General features: G+C 40.9%; 11 protein-coding genes. 2 read left to right on the forward strand and 9 right to left on the reverse strand.

What is annotated here, in order from left to right:
* Nucleotides 1-137 precede the first annotated feature (137 nt).
* Nucleotides 138-9,506, reverse strand: a complete 9,369-nt coding sequence (locus K1I41_RS01870; RefSeq protein ID WP_220640989.1) for an FIDD domain-containing protein — start codon at nucleotides 9,504-9,506, stop codon at nucleotides 138-140.
* 257 nt (nucleotides 9,507-9,763) lie between these two features.
* Between K1I41_RS01870 and K1I41_RS01875 the strand changes: the two genes are divergently transcribed.
* Nucleotides 9,764-10,663, forward strand: a complete 900-nt coding sequence (locus K1I41_RS01875; protein WP_220640990.1) for a NifU family protein — start codon at nucleotides 9,764-9,766, stop codon at nucleotides 10,661-10,663.
* Nucleotides 10,664-10,713: 50 nt separating this feature from the next.
* On the opposite strand, the gene K1I41_RS01880 is transcribed toward K1I41_RS01875, so the two are convergent.
* Genes K1I41_RS01880 through K1I41_RS01895 form a run of 4 tightly spaced genes read right to left on the reverse strand, consistent with a single transcriptional unit; the run spans nucleotide 10,714 to nucleotide 14,682 of the window.
* Nucleotides 10,714-11,640, reverse strand: a complete 927-nt coding sequence (locus K1I41_RS01880) for a pseudouridine synthase (protein WP_220640991.1) — start codon at nucleotides 11,638-11,640, stop codon at nucleotides 10,714-10,716.
* A gap of 30 nt (nucleotides 11,641-11,670) precedes the next feature.
* Complete coding sequence (locus K1I41_RS01885; protein ID WP_220640992.1) at nucleotides 11,671-12,591, reverse strand: geranylgeranylglycerol-phosphate geranylgeranyltransferase; 921 nt, start codon at nucleotides 12,589-12,591, stop codon at nucleotides 11,671-11,673.
* 21 nt (nucleotides 12,592-12,612) lie between these two features.
* Complete coding sequence (locus K1I41_RS01890; protein WP_220640993.1) at nucleotides 12,613-13,551, reverse strand: mevalonate kinase family protein; 939 nt, start codon at nucleotides 13,549-13,551, stop codon at nucleotides 12,613-12,615.
* Nucleotides 13,552-13,599: 48 nt separating this feature from the next.
* On the reverse strand, nucleotides 13,600-14,682 hold the full coding sequence (locus K1I41_RS01895; RefSeq protein WP_220640994.1) for a diphosphomevalonate decarboxylase: 1,083 nt from the start codon (nucleotides 14,680-14,682) through the stop codon (nucleotides 13,600-13,602).
* Between the two features lie 79 nt (nucleotides 14,683-14,761).
* Between K1I41_RS01895 and K1I41_RS01900 the strand changes: the two genes are divergently transcribed.
* On the forward strand, nucleotides 14,762-15,235 hold the full coding sequence (locus tag K1I41_RS01900; protein ID WP_220640995.1) for a TspO/MBR family protein: 474 nt from the start codon (nucleotides 14,762-14,764) through the stop codon (nucleotides 15,233-15,235).
* A gap of 274 nt (nucleotides 15,236-15,509) precedes the next feature.
* On the opposite strand, the gene K1I41_RS01905 is transcribed toward K1I41_RS01900, so the two are convergent.
* From K1I41_RS01905 to K1I41_RS01920, 4 genes are all read right to left on the reverse strand, one after another.
* Complete coding sequence (locus tag K1I41_RS01905; protein WP_220640996.1) at nucleotides 15,510-16,088, reverse strand: hypothetical protein; 579 nt, start codon at nucleotides 16,086-16,088, stop codon at nucleotides 15,510-15,512.
* 66 nt (nucleotides 16,089-16,154) lie between these two features.
* Nucleotides 16,155-17,375, reverse strand: a complete 1,221-nt coding sequence (locus tag K1I41_RS01910) for a BaiN/RdsA family NAD(P)/FAD-dependent oxidoreductase (protein WP_220640997.1) — start codon at nucleotides 17,373-17,375, stop codon at nucleotides 16,155-16,157.
* Nucleotides 17,372-18,058: a glycerophosphodiester phosphodiesterase gene (locus tag K1I41_RS01915; RefSeq protein ID WP_220640998.1), complete on the reverse strand. Its 687-nt coding sequence runs from the start codon at nucleotides 18,056-18,058 to the stop codon at nucleotides 17,372-17,374. Before K1I41_RS01915 ends, K1I41_RS01910 begins: the two co-directional genes overlap by 4 nt.
* 90 nt (nucleotides 18,059-18,148) lie before the next feature.
* Nucleotides 18,149-19,297, reverse strand: a complete 1,149-nt coding sequence (locus K1I41_RS01920; RefSeq protein ID WP_220640999.1) for a T9SS type A sorting domain-containing protein — start codon at nucleotides 19,295-19,297, stop codon at nucleotides 18,149-18,151.
* Nucleotides 19,298-19,352: the final 55 nt, after the last annotated feature.

Genomic DNA, 19,352 nt, shown 5'->3' on the forward strand with positions numbered 1-19,352 from the left:
TAGGCAAAATTTATTGCATGTAGCTTTCACATAGCGGTCAAATATATAAATTTTTGCGTTAGGTTGGTAACTTTAATAGTAATAATATTAAAAAATGCTGCCGATTATGGCAGCATTTTTAAGTGATTACTTTGAAATTATCGTTTCATAGAGAAGTGCGCTTTAAATTCTCTTGTCACGGGTTGTTGTTGCCCTGTTATCTCAATCGGTAGCTGGTCTATCTGTTCTTGTGTAACTGGAATTTCTATGCTCGTGCCTGGTACGACATAGTATTTGATTTCTTCTCCTTCTTCTGTTGTTTTTGTTTTTATATCAGCGGCGGTAATCTCAAATGTTTGTACTTGGGTTTCTACAAAGGTTACGGTAAACCAGTAGTCGTCTGCGGGTAGTGGGTTGCCGTTGTAGGTGCCGTCCCAGCCTTCTCCTTGTGAGCTGATTTGTTTGATGAGCTTGCCGTAACGGTCGAAGATGTAGATTTCGGCGCCACCTTGACTGGAGAGTCCGTAGATGTTCCAGGTGTCGTTGTATCCATCAGCGTTGGGTGTAAAGAATCGTGGGTAGTCGATGATGCTTACGTCTGTTAGGGTAACTATGTGTTCGGAGCATGCGCCTATATCTCTAATGCGTACTTCGTGTAGTCCTGGGGATACATCGGTAAATATGTTACTGGTTTGCCATGGTCCAAAATCTAATTGGTATTCGTATTCGCCATAACCTGTTGTTGTAATGGTTATTGTTTGTTCGTCGCTAAAGGCGTTGCTAACGGTATAGCTTGTTTGTATCTCACTGGCGGGCCCGCTTTGGTCTACGGTTACGGGGTCGATTGGGTCGCTGATACAGCCGCCTGCGCTGATGGCTTCTACGCTGTAGCTTCCTACGGCCTGGGCGATGTAGGTGCTTTCTGTGGCGCCTGTTATTTCTTCGCCGTTGAGGTACCAGATGAAGGTGTGGCTGTCATCGAGCCCGGTGTCCATTACTACGGGGTTGAGTACTTCTTGGGTGTCGTAGTCGACACAGAGGGTTCCGCCTTGTATTATGGGTTCTGGGATGGCTTCGATGGTGATATCGATGCTGGTGATGTCGTAGCAGCGGCTGATGGTGCTTTCGTTGGTGACGCGTACCCAGATGGTTTGTCCGCCAGCTATGGTGTTTATATAGGTGCTGGGGTCGGCTATGGGGTTGGTGTCGGTTATGGCGTCGTCTTGGTTTTCGTAGTAGTCTACGTCGTAGTCTAATGGGTCTTGTCCGCCTAGTACTTGGGTTTCTATTTGGGTGAGGTCAATGGTGGTTTGTCCGTCATTGGTGCCGTCGTAGTCGCAGGTGTCTAGTTGTCCTGGGGTGATTGGGAAGGCGGTGGCGGCTTCTTCTACGTATAGGGTTAATGGTGCGGTGTTGATGCATCCGGTGGTGTTGTTTTCTACCCATACGAGTATGGTTTGTGGGGTACTGATATTGGTGTACTGGTTGGGTAGTGCGGTGCCTGCGTCTAATGCGGCTTGGTCGAGGTAGAAGCGTATGGTGTAGTCTTCTGGGTCTTCGCCGATTAGGATGAAGGGCAGGTGTTCGTTGAGGATGAAGGTGTGCTGACCATCGGTGTTTTCTTCGCAATAGGCGTTGGGGGCGATGGTGCCGTTTTCGCCTAGGACTGGGAGTGGGTTTACGATGAGTGGGAGTTCTACTATTTGGTAGCAGACTTGGTCGTCGGGGTTACCGGTGTTGGCGGCTACGCGTACCCATACGCTGTTGGTGGCGCTTTGGTAGGCACTTGGGTCGGCTATGGGGTTTTCGGCGTTTTGGGCGTCTGCTTCTGTTTCGTAGTAGGTGATTATCGTGGTTGGGTCGTTGTTGCGGATGTCAGCTTCGGCGTCGAATAGGTTGAATTCTTCTTCGCCGTCGGGGGAGTTGTTGTCGTCGCATAGTACTAGCGCGTCTGGCTCCTGGTTTGGCGTGGGGAGGGGTAACACTTTTATGGTTAGTGTGGTGTAGCTTTCACAGCCGTCGGTACTGGTCACGGTTACGTACAGGGTTTGTGCGTTATCGGTGTTTTCGTACTGGGTTGGATCTGGTATGGCTGCTCCTGTTTCTTGGTCGGCTTCGCTTTCGTAGTAGGTTACGGTGTAGCCTTGTCCTATGCCGAATGGGCCTAAGATTTCTTCGTCTTTTACGGTTAGGTCGAAGGTTTCTGTGGCGTCATTGGGGAGTTCACTGTTGCATAGGGTTAGTATGCTTGGTGTGGTTAGGAGTAATGGCTGGTTTAGGAATAGTTGGAAGTTGCTGATACCAAAGCATTCGGTTACGGGGTCTTCTACGCGTACCCAGATGGTTTGCTCGTGGGTACCGGTGTAGTTGGCTGGGGTGGTTATGCGTGGTGCGCCATTACGTGCAGCAGCCTCTGACTCGAAGTAATGTATAATTACATCGGGTATGGCTGGGTCTAGTCCGTCTATGATGGTCTGATTTTGTTGGGTCAGGTCAAAGAGGGCTTGGTTGTCTTGTCCGTTGTCGTCTTCGTCGTCACACTGGGTTATGTCTTCTAGGTCGGGTACTTGTGGCGAGGGTACTACGGTTAATGGTAGTGCGTAGGCTTCGCTGTTGGTACAGCCGGTTAGTGTGTTGGCTACTCGGATGTATACTACGTCGGCAAATGGTGTTATGTTGGGGTAGTTATTGGTGTTGGTTATTGGGTTTAGGTTGTTTAGTGCGTCTTCTGGTGTGAGGTGGAAGCTTACTTCTAGGTTTTGCCCGTTGTTGATTAGGTCTCCTAGGGTGGCGTCTAGGTTGAAGAATGTGATTCCGTCGCCGTCTTCGTCACAAAGTACGGTGAGTTCTTCGTCTACGTTGTCTACATAGAGTACGGGTAGTGGTTCTACTCTGATGTCTAGTAATACGATTCTGTAGCAGCCTGTGTCTTCTATGGTTACGCGTGTAAAGAGGGTTTGTACGGTGGCTTGGTTTTGGTAGGCTTCTGGGTTTGGTATTGGGTTGTCGCCTAATTGTGCTTCTTCGAAGGTGTCGTGGAAGGTGATGGCGATGCCGTTTTGGTCGTCTACGATGAGTGGGTATTGTGTGGTTAGGTCGAAGGTTTCTTGTTCGTCGCCTGGGTTGTTTTCATCGCATAGGGTGTATGGTAGTGGGTTGTTTACTACGGGTAGTGGGTTTACGATGAGTTCTAGGGGTACGATGTCGTAGCAGCCTGTTGTGTTGTTGGTTACGCGTGCGTATACTGTTGTGGTTGTACTGGCGTAGTTGCTGGCGGTTGTTATTGGGTTGGTGCCGGCTTGGGCTGCTGTTTGGTTTTCGTAATAGGTTATGGTGAATGCTAGGGGATCGATGTCGCCTAGTATTTCTTCGTTTCTTGTGCTTAGGTCGAAGATGGCTATGCCGTCGGTGTCGTTGGTACCGTTGTCACAGATTTCGTAGTCTTCTGGGGTTGTGGCTTCGGGTACGGGGTGTACTATGAGTTGTAGGGGTACTATATCGAAGCATTCGGTTTGGGTGGATTGTACGCGTACGTACAGGGTTTGGGTGTCGTCTACTATATTGGTGTAGTTGTTTGTATTGGGTATTGCATTGGCTGCAAAGTTGGCATCGGCTTGGGTTTCGTGTATGGTTACGCTTACGTTGCCTAGTGTATTGGTTATGTTTTGTATTACTGGGTCGAGGTTGAATGGGGCTACGTTGTCGAGGTTGAAGTCGCATTCTTCTAGTGGGGCTAGTGCTGGGGCTATTGGGGCTGGTATTACTTCTAGTTCTACTGGGGTAATGATAATGCAACTGGTAAGGTCATCTTCTACGCGGGCGTAAATGGTTGTGGTGGGTGAGGTAAAGGGTGAGCTTAGGTTGTTGTTGCCGCCACCTTCTGCTCCGGCTAGGGTTTGGTAGTACCTGATGCTGTATCCTGCTGCGCCTTGGGTGATGGCGGCATCGATTTCGATGGTGTCGAATTGGCCTTCGCCTGGTATTTCTTCGCAAGAGAAGAAGGTGTCTAGTGCTGGATTGATTACGGGTAGTGGGTTTACGATGAGATCGAAACTGCTTACGCTACGGCATCCGAAGTCGCTTACTGCGGCTACCCAGATGGTTTCGGGGCTTTCAGTATTGGTGTAGCTTTCGGGGTTGGTTATGGGGTTGGTACCGGCTTGGGCATTGGCTTGGCTGGTGTAGTATTCGGCGCTTATGGTTGCTATGTCAAGGGTTACTTCGCTGTCTTTGGTGGTTAGGTCGAAGGTTTCTTGTCCGTCGGGCGAGTTGTTTACGTCGCATTGTACGTAGTCGGTTACATTGGGTATGGTGGGTCGTGGGTATACGGTTAGGGTTAGGGGTTGTATGCTACGACAGTTGGTGGTGTTGCCGACTGGGGTTACGCGTATGTAGATTTCTCCGGTGATGGCGGAGTAGTTGGCGGGGGTGTCGATGGGACTGGTGCCGAAGTCGGCTGCCTCGAAGGTTTCGTGGTAGCTGATCTCGAATCCTGGTTGTCCGTCGGTTACTTCGAGTCCTGCGGGGACTAGGTTGAAGGTGGTGAAGCTGTCAAAGTTGTCGTCACATTCTTCTAGGGCTGTGGCGGGCAATAGTGTGGGCGGGGTATCGATTTGGATGGTGTATTGGTGTTGGTCGGTACACGGGGTGTTGGTATCGCCACTGTCGGCATAGATGTAGATGTCTTGTGTGGTGGTGATTTCGTCGCCTGCATTGAGTAGGGTGCCGCTGCCATCGGCGCCGGTGTAGTAGTTTCCTACGGTTAGTACTGGAAGGGTGTAGCTCTCGCAGGCAAATACGTCGGCTGGCGTGTCTACTACGGGTTGATCGTAGATCGTGACTGTAAAGTTTTCTTCATCGGTACAGTTGTTGGGTGTGGTATTGCTTTCGGCGTATACGTATATGGTTTGTGTGGTTGTTATTATTGTTCCTTCGGCTAGCAGTGTACCGCCGCCGTTGGTTTCTGTGTAATAGTTTCCTTGGGCTAATACTGGTAGTGCATATCCTGTATCGCTACAGGCAAATACATCGGCCAGTGCTGCTACTTCTGGTGTTGGGGTAACTATTATATCAAAACTTGTTATACCGTAGCATACATCTTCAAATATATTGGTTAAGCGTACGTGTAGTGTTGTTGTACCTACTGCAGCTATATAATTTTCTGGGTCTAAAACTTCGTCTGTGTTATTTTCAGCATCGTCTGCTGTTGGGTGATATGTTACTTGATAGGTAGCAGGGTCTGAACCATTAAGGATTACTGTATTTAACGATGTAAGGTCAAATAATTCGCCTCCGCTATTATCCAGGTCACAAATTTGTGGATTAGTAACAACTCCTGGTGTTGGCGCTGGGCTTACTATAAGTTCTAGTTCTATATATGTTATACAGGTTTCGTCTGGCGCACCATCTTCTAGTACTCTAAAAAATACGGATTGATTTTGTGTTTCGTCTGTTTCGTAAATAGGATATGTTAAAGGCTCTGTGTTTGCCTCTGCATCGGCAAGTGTTGGGTGCATTGTTAGTAATACATCAATATCTGATGATGCATCAATAATTTCGTTTACTTGTGCTGTAAGATCGAACGTTGCAATATTATCTGGGTCATCCAATTCGCAAATAACAACTGGTGCTAAAACAACTTCTGTTGGTTTAAACGATACTATTATATCAAAAGGCGTTATTGCAAATGCATCTGGGTCGTTATTATCCTGTACTCTCACGTAAAGTGTTTTTGTATTATCTACAAAATCTATAGGTGTAGTTACGTAGTTTGAAGGATCGGCTATAAACTCACTACCATCCTCTGCTCCTGCCATCGTTTCGTGGTAAGTTACAGTATATGCTGTAGGGCTTAATAGCGTGCTTAATATATTACTATTTTCTGCTACAAGGTCAAACGTTTCAGTACCATCAAGCGGTGCTTCCTTACACAATGTAATATCTTCTGGTTGTGTAAGTACATACAGTTCAAAAGATGATATTGTAATACAGTCTGTAGAAAAGTTACTTGCTGTGGTATACATTGTTTGTCCGTCTACTCCTGGAAATGCATTGGATGGAAATACTGGAATAGCCTCACCAGTATCCAGTCCTACATTAGTATCAAAATAGTTAACCTCATAGAATAATGCTTCTGTAGTTGTAAACTGATCCAGTATTACAGCATTATTCTCTGTAAGGTCAAATTCAAGAGGGTCTACACCATTAGAGAATATTAATAAATCTGCTGGATCGCTATAATTGGGTTCAGGGATAACTTCTACTCTAATTTCGTCGGTAAGCTGACAATCAGGGTCTGATGGAAAAGATGCTAGTATTGTATAGGTACCTGGTTCTGTTATGGTAATTGTAGTTTCTGTTACTGGGTTACCATCATCATCAAGTATTGTTTCTCCATCGTATTGCCACTCGTAAGTAAAATTAGGGTTTTCTGCAGCAACGCTCAATTCATACTCTTCGCCTTCACAAAGTGCTGTTCCTGTTACGAGTGCTAAATCTTCTGGAAGTTCTGGCTGACCAATATCAAAACTACCTGCTGCAATAAATACCGCAGAATCAAAGGCAGAATCATTGTAATCGCCAATGGCTAGCTTTATTTCGTATGAGTTTCCAGATATTACTGGTGATGATGCCGTCATTACAACAGTTTGCCCTCTCATGTTAATAGCAGAGTTAGCAGCATCGCCTTGGTTGAACTGTCCGAAAAATTCTTGGTTTTGAGAACCACATCCTGCATTATACAGTGAGTTTCGAATGTTAGTTACCGATACGGGTGTGGTAGTGCCTGGTATAACAGCAAGGTTTACATTAGTCACTGTAGCATCTGTTAAATCTGTAAGTAAGAATGCAAACACATCACTAAAACCACATTGAAATGTTCCGTATTCATTTGAAGCAAATAGGAAATCAAATGTCATGGTATCGGTAAGTGGCACGAAGTCGAACTGTAAATAGGTAACATCGTTAATGCTACCTGTGTTACCATTATCCTGGCTTACCTGTGTAAGATCAGCATCGCCAGTACTTGAAGCGGTAGAACTCATATTAGAACCATCATATTGGTTTTGACTATATTCTACATTTCCATTACGCAGTATAATACCGCTTTGTATTGGAAAGTTTGAATTGTTTCCTTCAAAATAACCAATACCAAAATCTCCATTAAGGTTTCCTGCTTGCCAACTGATGTTAGAAACATCCACACACTCTGCCTCAATAAGTATATCTTCTACAAGTTCTTGTACGGTATAAGCAAACTTATCTACCGTAACAAAATCTGGAGCTGGCATATCCAAATCAGTACAGGTAGGGCAATCTGGCTCAGGGTCTGGTGTATCACTATTTATAGTTACAACATTTTGTAGTGGTCCTACAAATGTTGCATAGTTTTCTGGTATTAAAATCGTAACAGTATATTCTAATGATTCTCCTGCAGCTAATACAGGCACAGAGGTTAACATATCTCCTTCTCCACTGGTACCTTCGCCTTCCCAGTTTAATATATTAATATTAAATGGCATTGGGTCGAAAACTACTACGTTAAAAGCATCACTTGGCCCTGGGTTGGCAACTGTTATGGTGTATACTGTAGGCTGGTTAGCAACGTATGTTTCCTGACCATTTGTTTTTACTGCTATTAAATTAGCTTGAGGGTTTGGTGTAGCCGTATGCGTACAATCAGGACAATCTGGTGTAGGGTCTGTAGTATCACTCGTTACGGTTACTTCGTTTATTATATCTGTAGCTTGGTCAAAATTACTTGGTACTGGTATTGTAAATTGGTAGGTTACTGTAGTGTTAGGCAACATTACAGGTATTACATCGTTAAGGTTGCCTGTACCATTACTGCCATTACTGCCATACCAAGCAGCATCAGCGGCTGATAATCCTGCTGGTACTATGTCCTCTATGGTAACATTGGCAGCAGCACCCGGACCTTGGTTGGTAACTGTTATGGTATATATAGCATCTAAACCTGCGGTATAGGTATCGCCTGTATTTAAAGTTTTTGTAGTTAAAAGGTCGGCATCTGTAACTGTGTTATAATCGGTATCAATACACTCATCACAAGATAGGTCTGGGTCTGTTGTATCCGATGTAACTGTTGTTTCGCTAACCAATATATCATTATAGGTTAATGGTATATCTAAAGTTATAGTGTATGTTACTGTTTCGCCAACACCAAGTGTAGGGATGGTATCATCTAAAGGGATATTAACTCCTGACGAACTATTATCGCCTACCCACGAAAACGAAGTTATCCCTGTTGGGATAGCGTTTTGTACTACTACATTTTCTGCATCGGTAGGACCATTATTTGTAACAGTAACAGTATATATACTTGTTGTACCAGCTACATACACATCTTGGTTATTGGTATTTACTACAACAATATCGGCAGAAGCCGTTTCGTAATCAATATCAATACAATCATCACAAGATAAATCGGGATCGTCAGTATCCGATTCTGCAACAGCAGAAAGCACAAGGTTACCTGTAAAATCGTTAGGAATATCTGCCGTAACAGTATATATTATACTTGCGCCAGACGCTAAATCGCCAGCGTTATCTATAAGGTCAGTTAAATCGCCAGAAGAACCATTATCTCCAGACCACGTTAATGTTGTAATTGCTGGTGAAACAGCAAATTCCATTATTACGTTTTGTGCCGTAAGAGGCCCGTTGTTGGTTAAAGTAACCGTATATACTGTAGTTGTACCTGGCGCATAAATAGTCTGACCATTCGTATTAGTAACAACAAGGTCTGCCCCTTCTTCCGAAGACAGATTAGTATCCGTACATGGTGCACACGATGGGGTTGCATCTACAAATGTACCTGTAACACTTAATTGGTTTACAAGTGGTCCTGTATACGACATCGGAACATCTAATGTTATTGTATAAGTTACTACCTCGCCTATTGGTAAATTTTCTAAGCTATCAGAAAGGTCTACATCAGTACCCGAAGTACCGTTACCAACCCACGAAAAAGAAGTTATTCCAGTAGGTATAGCACTGTAAACATTAATTGTTTCGGTAACCTCTGGTCCATTATTTACTACTGCAATATCATATATAACCTGATCACCTGGAGTGTAGGTTTCCTGATTATCTTGATAGGTTACCTCAACATCCGATTGCGTATCGTATGTTACGTTAGCTTCAGGCAACTCGCCATCAAAACTACCTGGTATTTTTATGGTAATGGTATACGTTACTGTTTCGTTAACACCAAGTACAGGTATTGTATTATTCAATGAAATATTAGTTCCTAACGAACTGTTAGACCCTGTCCACTCAAAACGAGGAATACCTGGCGTTATAACTAAACCATCAGGTATTGGATAGGTAACATTTACATTTTGCGCAGGGGTAGGACCGTTGTTGGTAACAAGTAAGGAAAACTCTAAAGTCTGCCCAGCATCATATTCATTGTTTGTGTTGGTGTTAAACAGGACAACATCAGACTGAGCGTACAATCCTGTTACCCCTAAAACCAGTAGTAATGTTAGTAATATTCTTTTCATATAGCGAGTTTTTAGCATAGTATATTTTAATACTAAAGTAAAGATTTCTTAATCTTAAAATTATTTTAACATGTTTTAACAAAAGTTCAAATATAAATATTCAACAACACTTTAAATGTTAATTTTATAAAAATCACAAATTATTGGCTATTTTTTACAAATAATAACTTTATTATCTTTAATAACAATTGAATATACAATTCCCCTACCCCCTATTTCGATTTTTTTTGTTTTAATTTTGTGTAAAATTTAAAACCATGGAAAAAATAAATATACGCCCCACGCAAAACCCTGCAATTGTGAAATTTGAGTTTGAGAACTTTATTGCTAAGGGAAATAACTATGAATATAAAAACATCGACGAAACAGCAAACTCTCCTTTAGCTAAGCAATTGTTCTTTTTGCCGTTTGTAAAATCGGTATATATATCAGGGAACTTTATAGGGATTGAAAAGTATTCTATTGTAGAATGGGATGATGTACAGGAAGATGTAGCCAAACAAATTGAAGATTTTGTAAACGATGGCGGCGTAATAGTAACTGAAGATACTACCGCCAAGAAAAAACTACCTGTAACCATATATGTAGAAACAACCCCCAACCCTGGCGTAATGAAGTTTGTATATAATAAGTTACTAACCAAAGTACCTGCTGAATTTAAAAATATTGATGCTACTGCAGCATCGCCACTAGCGCGCGAACTTTTTAAACTACCTTTTGTAAAAGAGGTATTTATTGATGAGAACTACATTTCGGTTACGAAGTTTGATGTTGCCGAATGGGAAGAGGTAACAGGTGAGGTACGCGCCTTTATTAAAAAGTTTATTGAAGAGGGGAACACGGTAGTAGACGAATCGATGCTACAACAAACACCCGAAGGCGAAAAACAGCAAGAGGCATATTTTGATGCTTTAGATGTAACATCGCAACGTATTATTAATATTTTAGAAGAATACGTAAAACCTGCTGTAGCGGGTGATGGTGGTAACATTGCTTTTGATTCGTACGATGAAAAGGAAAAACGCGTTAAAGTAATATTGCAAGGGGCTTGTAGCGGATGCCCCTCCTCTACCTTTACCTTAAAAAGTGGTATTGAGAACATGCTAAAGGATATGCTTAACGATAACGACATTCAGGTAGAGGCACTTAATGCATAAACCTAAATATATAAAATAAAAAATCCCGCTCGGTAGCGGGATTTTTTATTTTATATATTCTTTAAATTGATAATTTCTTGCTCGGTAAGAAAGCGCCAGTTACCACGTGGTAAATTCTTTTTAGTTAACCCCGCATACGAAACACGGTCTACCTTTAACACATCATATTTAAAACTCTCAAAAATAGCTCTTACAACCCTAACATTTTGGGTACGCAGTTTTATACCTATTTCCGTTTTAGGTTCGTTTTCAATATAACTAACCTCATCTATATATAATCGGTGTCCGTCAAGCGTTACGCCGTTACTCATTTTTTCAAGGTCTTCAAATTTCAGATTTTTATCTAACGATACTTGGTATATTTTAAACGATGTTTGGTTGGGCAACGAAAACTTACGCAGCATATCCGAGTCGTTCGTAAATAGTAGTAAACCCGTTGTGTTTTTATCCATTCTGCCTATAGGCTGTAATTTTGCCTTTGTAGCATTACGTACCAACTCCATAACATTACGCATATCCCTATCCTCATCGCCAGACGTTGTAAAGTTTTTAGGCTTGTTTAATAATAAGTACTCTTTCTTTTCGGGTGTAATGGTTACACCATCAAACTCTACCTTATCGTTTAATTTTACCTTGTAACCCATTTCGGTTACTATTTGCCCATTTACCTTTACGTTGCCCGACTCTATATATACATCGGCATCCCTGCGCGAACATATACCCGAGTTGGCAATGTACTTGTTTAAGCGTATTTCGTCTGGGTTAGTTGGTGTTTTGGGTGCTGCTGTTTTTTTGGCAAAAGGTTTTCTGCCTTGTAGTGGTTTGCTACTACCGTATGTTTTTTTACCAAATCCTGCCGATTTGTTTCCCGATGGTTTGCGTGTGTTATCATTTCCAGAATGCGTTGGCTTCCCAGATTTCTTTCTATCATTACCTCCTCTGTTAGAGGCGCTTCCTCTACTATTCGTATTGCTCATCTGCTTACTATAATTTTTGCAAAGATACTATTAAATACCAGACAATAGCTTCCTGCCGTGTACTAATACCGAAGGCTCTATAAGTATAATACAAAACACGCCTGCCACAATAAGGAGTTTAAGGATGTTGTGGAGTTGCAGGTACTGTTTTGGGCTCTCGGCTTTCCAGAGTTGTAACAGAAAGTACATAATTACAATCATACCTATATAAAAGTAAATATCCATATAACCTACATCGTAAACATCAATAAGTAGGTACACGGGTATAAGCGTAAGAAAGGTAAGTAAGGTTATTATTTTTTTAGATGTTTTTTCGCCAAACATTACGGGTATAGTACGATAGTTATTGGCAAGGTCGCCCGTAACATTTTGCAAGTCTTTTATTAACTCGCGCGTAAGTATTAATAAGTATAAAAAAGTAGCATGGGCAAAAATTACCTCGTAAAAATTTTTAAAATACATGAGTATGGCAAAAAAAGGCAATATGGCTAAAAAGGCAGCGGTAAGGTTGCCTATAACGGGATATCGTTTTAGTTTGTGCGAATAAAACCATATTAGGAAGATGTAAACCGCAAAAAACACCACTGCACGCCACGATACTATAAATGCGAGTAATGTTACTAGTGCGTTGAGCGTAAAATAAACATATAGTTTGGTTTGCTGGCTTACCAACCTATCCAACATCGATTTTTTGGGGCGGTTAATAAGGTCTTTCTTAGCATCGTAAAAATTATTAATAATGTACCCCGAAGCTATGGTTAGGGACGATGCCAATACAATAATAAACAAATCTACATCCAGTAGTATATCCAACGCTCTGCGCTCCTTATCCAATATAAATACAGCCGATAGGTATTGCGCCAAAGCAATTACAGGAATATTATAGCCTCGTACTACAGAGAAGAGGCTAAGAATTTTCATCAGGATTAATTTTGTTTTCCTTGATGCCATAAAAAGGGATGTAAAAAATGATTAAAACTGATAAACTACTTCTAGCTTATGCCCTTTTAATGCTTTTTTCGCTTTGTCTATATCTTCGGTAAAGCCCAGTATGTAGCCTCCACCACCCGAGCCACAAAGCTTAAGGTAGTAATCGTTCGTTTCAATACCTTTTTGCCAAAGCTCATGAAACTGCTCTGGTATCATGGGTTTAAAGTTGTTAAGTACAACTTTAGATAGTTTTTTGGTATTGGCAAATAACGATTTAAAGTCGCCGTGTAAAAAGTTTTCTACACAAGCATCGGTATATTTTACAAATTGTTTTTTAAGCATATCGCGGAACCCTTGCTCTTTTAGGTTTTCCATAAAAATGGATACCATTGGGGCGGTTTCGCCTACAATACCCGAATCTAATAAAAACACAGCGCCTTTACCATCGGCTATTTGGCTGGGTATGCCTGTAGCCTCTATGTTATCTTTAGAGTTAATAAGTATCGGGATGCTTAGGTAACTGTTTAAAGGATCGAGCCCTGAACTTTTGCCATGGAAAAACGATTCCATTTGCGCAAATATTGTTTTAAGTGCTAGTAGTTTTTCGCGCGTTAAGTTTTCTAGTACCGTTATTTTATCTTTAGCATACTCATCGTATATAGCAGCAACCAATGCACCACTACTCCCCACACCATAACCCTGCGGAATGGTAGAATCGAAATACATACCATCGGCAACGTGTTGGTTTAACGTATCAATATCAAACTGTACTAAATCAGGATTTTCTGTTTGTAATGTTTCTAGGTAATCTACAAAACGCTTTAGGTTTGCGTTAGATTGTAATGCCTCCTCAGATGTATTGCCATCTTGCTTTAATGCACCATTATAAAAATTGTAGGGTATAGATAACCCTTTAGAATCTTTAATAATTCCGTACTCTCCGAAGAGTAGTATTTTTGAGTAAAACAAAGGTCCTTTCATCGAGGCTAATTTTTATTAAAGGTAATTAAAAAACAATACATACTAAAATTAATACTGTACTGCTCCTTTACCTAGTATATCACAAAGGTACTGACTGTTTTGGCAGTATGCAACTAATTCATTCTTAATAAATTCCAAAATTTTCACACTATCTCTTTCAGGATAAAGCACATGCACGTTTGCACCAGCATCTAGCGTAAAGCATACGGGTATGCCTGTAGCTGCCCTAAACTCCCATATTTTATTTATTATTTGTAGCGTATTGGGCTTCATTAATATAAAATACGGCATGGACGTCATCATCATAGCATGTAGCGTTAATGCTTCGCTTTCTACTACATTTATAAACAGCTCCGTATTACCATTGCGCAAAGCCTCTTTTACTTTAGATAAATTATGGTGCGCCTGTGCAAAGCGTTGTGTTGCGTACGGATGCCCGTGCATAAGGTTATGCCCAACAGTGCTAGATACTTGTTTTTCGCCTTTATCTACCAACAAAATAGTATCCTGATAGTTTTCGAATATAGGGTGTACAGCATCTAGTAACGGAACACCAAACAAATCGGCACTATGCTCCGTCTGCTCATGTTCGCCCCAAACTACTATGCTACCTTTTACACTTCGGCAGGCACTACCACTGCCCAATCGGGCTAAAAACGATGCTTTCTTATAAAAATAATCGTCCGTCATATCAGGATTTAGCAAACGCTCTACACTCATAAGGTTCATGGCAAGTGCTGCCATACCCGATGCTGATGATGCTATACCCGAACTGTGCGGAAATGTATTTTCGGTATGGATGGTAAAATGATAATCTGATAGGAAAGGCAAGTAAGCTGCTATACGCTGAAAGAATTTTTCGATTTTAGGTCGGAAACTTTCTTTGGGTTGGCCTTCAAAAAATAAATCGAATGAAAATTGCGTATCGTTATCTTTCTTCTGGAAATCGAGCGTTGTAATGGTTTTACAGTTATTAAGCGTAAAACTTATGGAGGGGTTGGCAGGAATTTGGTTTTCCTTTTTTCCCCAGTATTTTACTAATGCTATGTTACTAGGTGCACTCCACTTAAAACTACCCTCATTGGCAGTATGCGTATACCCTTTAGGGATAAAATCCTTTTCGGAAAGCATATCTTAAAAATTTATGCAAATATAGTTTTTTGTAGATAGATACCATTTTTGTTTGTTAATTTTGGGAAAAAACTAACGCATGCCAAAAATTTTAAAAATAGTTATAATGGTGGTTACCTGCTTGGCGGTAGGTTACCTATCGGGCGAGGTAACCCGCGAGAGTGTTACTACATGGTACACTACTATTGAGAAACCTTTTTTTAACCCGCCCAATTGGCTGTTTGCGCCCGTATGGGGCATGCTGTATGTATTTATGGGTGTGGCAGCAGGCTTGGTATGGGCACGTATAGATTACCAAAAGGAGCTTGTTAAAAAGGGGCTTACTTTTTTTGCTATACAATTGGGGTTAAATGCACTGTGGTCGTACCTGTTTTTTGGGTTGCACAATCCGTTACTAGCACTTATAGAGCTTGTATTGCTTTGGCTAATGATATACGAAACCTACTACCTTTTTAAAAAGGTAAATAAAATAGCAGGTTACTTGTTTATACCCTACCTAGCATGGGTAACGTTTGCAGGTGTTTTAAACGCTGCTATATGGTGGCTAAACTAAATATAAGGTAGCTTTAACTGGATTTTACGGGTAGTATTTTTTTAATTTTTGTTGCAAAATCTTTGCAATAGAGGTACAAAACATAAAGTAGTAATAGGAGTATACTTTTCATGGCGTAACTTTTTGAATTAGTATATTTATTAGATGCTGTACCTGTAAAACAGTTGCCTAACTATTTTACCTACCTGCGCATTAAAAAAATATACTTTTACGATATAGATACAATTAAAAAAGCTCCTGTAGAGGAGCTTCTTAATTGTATAAACAAAATAACTTAATTTTTAAGGATAACAAACCAATCCCAATCCACAGGGTTACCTGCACCTGCACTTGGGGTGTATAAAAATAAATTTACTTTAGCCGTAGGGTTTGCAGCACGGTACTCTTTTACCAACTGTAAATTAGCAACAGCATCCCAAATAGCAGTATAATTTATTAGTTCAGGATAGTTATTAAAATCACTATATTGTACCAATTCGATATCGGTTGCTACAGGCATAGGGGTTGGTGTAGTTACAGTTGCAAAAGTATTGGTTGCGTTAAGTGCTTCAGGGTACGTCATTTCGCCTGAGCCATTCCAAACAATAGTTCCTTCAAAAATAGGAGCATTAGCCTCCTCGTACTTTAAAACTATGTCGCCAAAATCGCCTGGCTCGATGTAACTTGTTGCAATTGTAAAATTGTCGTAATCATCAAAGGTAAGTTCTTTCCCACCTTCAAAAGTGTTGGTTTGCATGTCTACCTTTAAAAGTAGCACATTGTTGTCGGGTTGATTTGCTAACGGGGCAGCATCGTCATCAGAGCATGCGCCCATAAAAAGGGATAGCCCCAATAATAAAATTGTCTTTTTCATAATGCATTTTAATGTTTTAGTTCACCCTATAGATGATACAATTGTAAAATAGTTGCGTTGCTACACCTATTTTTTATTAAGAATTGTTTGGGCAGCTAGGTAACCGCTTGTCCATGCATTTTGGAAATTAAAGCCCCCTGTAATGGCATCAACATTCATTATTTCACCTGCAAAGTACAGGTTATCAAGCATTTTACTCTGCATCGTTTTAAAATTAATTTCTTTGAGTTCTATGCCTCCCGCAGTAACAAATTCTTCTTTAAAGGTACTCTTACCATTTACATTAAATTCGGCATTTACAAGCTGATTTGCCAATGCATTAAGTTGTTTTGCCGTGGCATCTGCCCAACGTGTAGCAGCATCTATACCCGAAGCCAATACGAGGCTCTCCCACAAACGATTTGGAAAATTAAAAGGCGATTTTTTAGCTATTTGTTTTTTAGCTTGTTCGTGTTTTAAGCTTTTTAAAACATCTAAGCAGTCGTTAAACAAAACATCGTTAAGCCAGTTAACTTTTAGGGTAAATTGGTAGTTTTTAGCAGCCAATTCACGTGCTCCCCATGCCGACAGGCGCAGTATTCCCGGACCACTCATACCCCAGTGGGTTATTAGTAAAGGTCCTGATGCTTCGAGCTTGGTATTTTTTACTTTTACCGATGCGAGTGCCGAAACACCCATAAGGTTTTTAATCCGAGCATCTTTAATATTAAAGGTAAATAACGACGGTACGGGTGGCACTATACTATGCCCTAAACCCTGTAACATTTGCCAAATTTTCGGGTTACTCCCTGTAGTCATTACCAAATCTTCGCAAAGGTAGTTTTCGTTTTGGGTAGTTATTTTCCAATGCGATGCTGCTTTGTATACAGATTGTATGCTTTGGCTTGTAAGTACTTGTATGCCTAGCTTTTGGGTTGCTTCTAAAAAACAATCGATAATGGTTTGGGAGCTATCCGTAATGGGAAACATTCGCCCATCGTCCTCAATTTTTAAAGTTACACCATGCTGCTCAAACCAATCAATAGTATCGCCTGTGCAGAATTTATTAAAAGGTCCTCGTAGTTCTTTTTCGCCGCGCGGATAATACGTAACCAAATCGTTCGGTACAAAACAAGCATGGGTTACGTTGCAACGCCCACCACCCGAAATGCGCACTTTAGAGAGTACCTCCTTACCACGCTCCAGTATGGCTATTTTTACGTTAGGGTTTGCCTCGGCAATATTAATGGCAGTAAAAAAACCTGCTGCCCCACCCCCTGCTATTACAACATCGAAACTTTTACTCATAATCGGTCGGGATAATCAGATATTATACCATCTACGTTATACAATTGTACACGTGCTATATCTTCGGGTTCGTTTACCGTCCAAGTATAAATTTTATAGCCTGCATCGTGCGCTCGCTTTACATTGGTTTGGGTAAGTAATGAGTAGTGTGGGTGTATGGCTTTCGCCGAAAACTCCAAAGCCCAATCCATTGCCCGTGCAATACTGGCTTGGGTTAGTATACCCAAAGCTACATTAGGGTTTAAAGCATGCAATTGCTCTAACTCATTGTACTGAAAACTGGATACTATAAAACGGGTATAACTGTATTTTTTTTCGGTTATATAATGTGCTAATAGTTTTGCTAGAGGTACTGCGGTATGCCTCCCCTTCATTTCTATATTAATAAAGCATTTACCTTGTAAAAGCTGCAATACCTCATCTAACGTTGGTATGGTATGCCCGCCTGTAATGGTGAGTGCTTTTAATTCGGTAAGCGTCATTTGGTGTACTTCTCCACTACGGTTCGTCAATCTGTCTACTGTAAAATCATGAAAGACTACCAATTCTCCTGTAGCACATACGTGTACATCAAGTTCAATGGCATTTGCCCCTAATGCTAATGCTTTTTTAAAAGAGGCTAACGTATTTTCGGTAACATGCCCTTTTGCGCCCCTATGCCCTATTTTTAGCATTGCTGCCATAGTAAAATTTTTGGGTAAAGATAGGTTTTAAATACAAAAAAGCACAAACCTAATGGTTTGTGCTTTTACTAAATAGCAAGTATATAGTGATTATTTTTTAACCACTTTTATTGTTTTTACAGCAGCTCCCGAGTATACTTTTGTAAAGTAAACTCCTGGTGCAAGTGTAGTAGCATCAATTGTTATTTCGGCTGTATTAAATGTGTTTGAGTAAACTACTTTACCTGTAACATCAATAACTTCAACAGCATCAATAATTAGGCTTCCTGCACTAAAATTCCATACGGTATTTGATGGGTTAGGGTACACTACTAGTTTGTTGTTTCCAAAATCTGCTACAGAGGCTGTTACATCATCAAAATTGTAGGCTCCTGTAATTCGGTTAAAGCTAACATTGTATGTACCCGCAGCAATAGGAATGTTTGGTGCATCACCTTCGGTAGAGCCTATTCCCATTGGGAAATCAGTAGCACCCCAACCTGGATTCCAAGCATTGTTTAGTCTGAACTTACCTGGCCCACCAGAAGATGTAAGCATGTAGGTATAGTTAATACCATCAGTAGTTTCCATTGGTGTATCAGTATTCCAATCTACAACGCCATCCCCAATCATGCTTATCATAACGTAATCAAAACTGTACGCTTTGGTGTCTAGGTTAAACGATATGTTGTAGCTGTTTGCTAAAACGGGTATTTGTTGCCCTTCTACTGCTGTACCCGATGGAAAATCGGCACTACCCCATCCCATATTAGTATCGTCTATAATAAATGCTAGATTACCTGCCTCTAACATTACATTTTCGGCAGTATAATTCGTACCATCTAAAGTAACCATTGTTACATCCATATCGCCAATTTCAATAAGAACTTCATCAAAACCAGCTACATTTTCAAAACTATACTCCAATGTACTTAGGTTAAAAGTAACATTGTACGTACCGTTTACCGCAGGTATGTTGCCTCCGTTAGGCGTTGCAGTACCCGAAGGGAAATTGTCGCCACCCCAATTTTCTGTCCAGTCGTCGTCTTTTCTAAACTTTACACCTGGGTCAACATCTGGTACTGTAATCACTACGTCATTAAGGGTGTAAATTACACCATCGGTAGTCATCATATCAGTATCCGAAGTCCAACCTGTAGCGGTAGAACCTCCTAATAGCCCAATATTATCAAATTGAGCAAATGATGTAAACGTACCTGCTATAAGTACGGTTACTACTAAAAGTAATCTTTTCATCATAATAAAAAATTTAAATTAAAAATTGTGTTCAAAAAAATTAAAAAACAACTCCCAC

It is taken from the genome of Flavobacterium litorale (assembly GCF_019613795.1).
Classification (GTDB): domain Bacteria; phylum Bacteroidota; class Bacteroidia; order Flavobacteriales; family Flavobacteriaceae; genus Flavobacterium; species Flavobacterium litorale.

Bases quoted from the DNA above. Each gene is read 5' to 3' on its own strand.
- K1I41_RS01870 (WP_220640989.1), bottom strand. From the start codon at position 9,506: ATGAAAAGAATATTACTAACATTACTACTGGTTTTAGGGGTAACAGGA.
- K1I41_RS01875 (WP_220640990.1), top strand. From the start codon at position 9,764: ATGGAAAAAATAAATATACGCCCCACGCAAAACCCTGCAATTGTGAAA.
- K1I41_RS01880 (WP_220640991.1), bottom strand. From the start codon at position 11,640: ATGAGCAATACGAATAGTAGAGGAAGCGCCTCTAACAGAGGAGGTAAT.
- K1I41_RS01885 (WP_220640992.1), bottom strand. From the start codon at position 12,591: ATGGCATCAAGGAAAACAAAATTAATCCTGATGAAAATTCTTAGCCTC.
- K1I41_RS01890 (WP_220640993.1), bottom strand. From the start codon at position 13,551: ATGAAAGGACCTTTGTTTTACTCAAAAATACTACTCTTCGGAGAGTAC.
- K1I41_RS01895 (WP_220640994.1), bottom strand. From the start codon at position 14,682: ATGCTTTCCGAAAAGGATTTTATCCCTAAAGGGTATACGCATACTGCC.
- K1I41_RS01900 (WP_220640995.1), top strand. From the start codon at position 14,762: ATGCCAAAAATTTTAAAAATAGTTATAATGGTGGTTACCTGCTTGGCG.
- K1I41_RS01905 (WP_220640996.1), bottom strand. From the start codon at position 16,088: ATGAAAAAGACAATTTTATTATTGGGGCTATCCCTTTTTATGGGCGCA.
- K1I41_RS01910 (WP_220640997.1), bottom strand. From the start codon at position 17,375: ATGAGTAAAAGTTTCGATGTTGTAATAGCAGGGGGTGGGGCAGCAGGT.
- K1I41_RS01915 (WP_220640998.1), bottom strand. From the start codon at position 18,058: ATGGCAGCAATGCTAAAAATAGGGCATAGGGGCGCAAAAGGGCATGTT.
- K1I41_RS01920 (WP_220640999.1), bottom strand. From the start codon at position 19,297: ATGATGAAAAGATTACTTTTAGTAGTAACCGTACTTATAGCAGGTACG.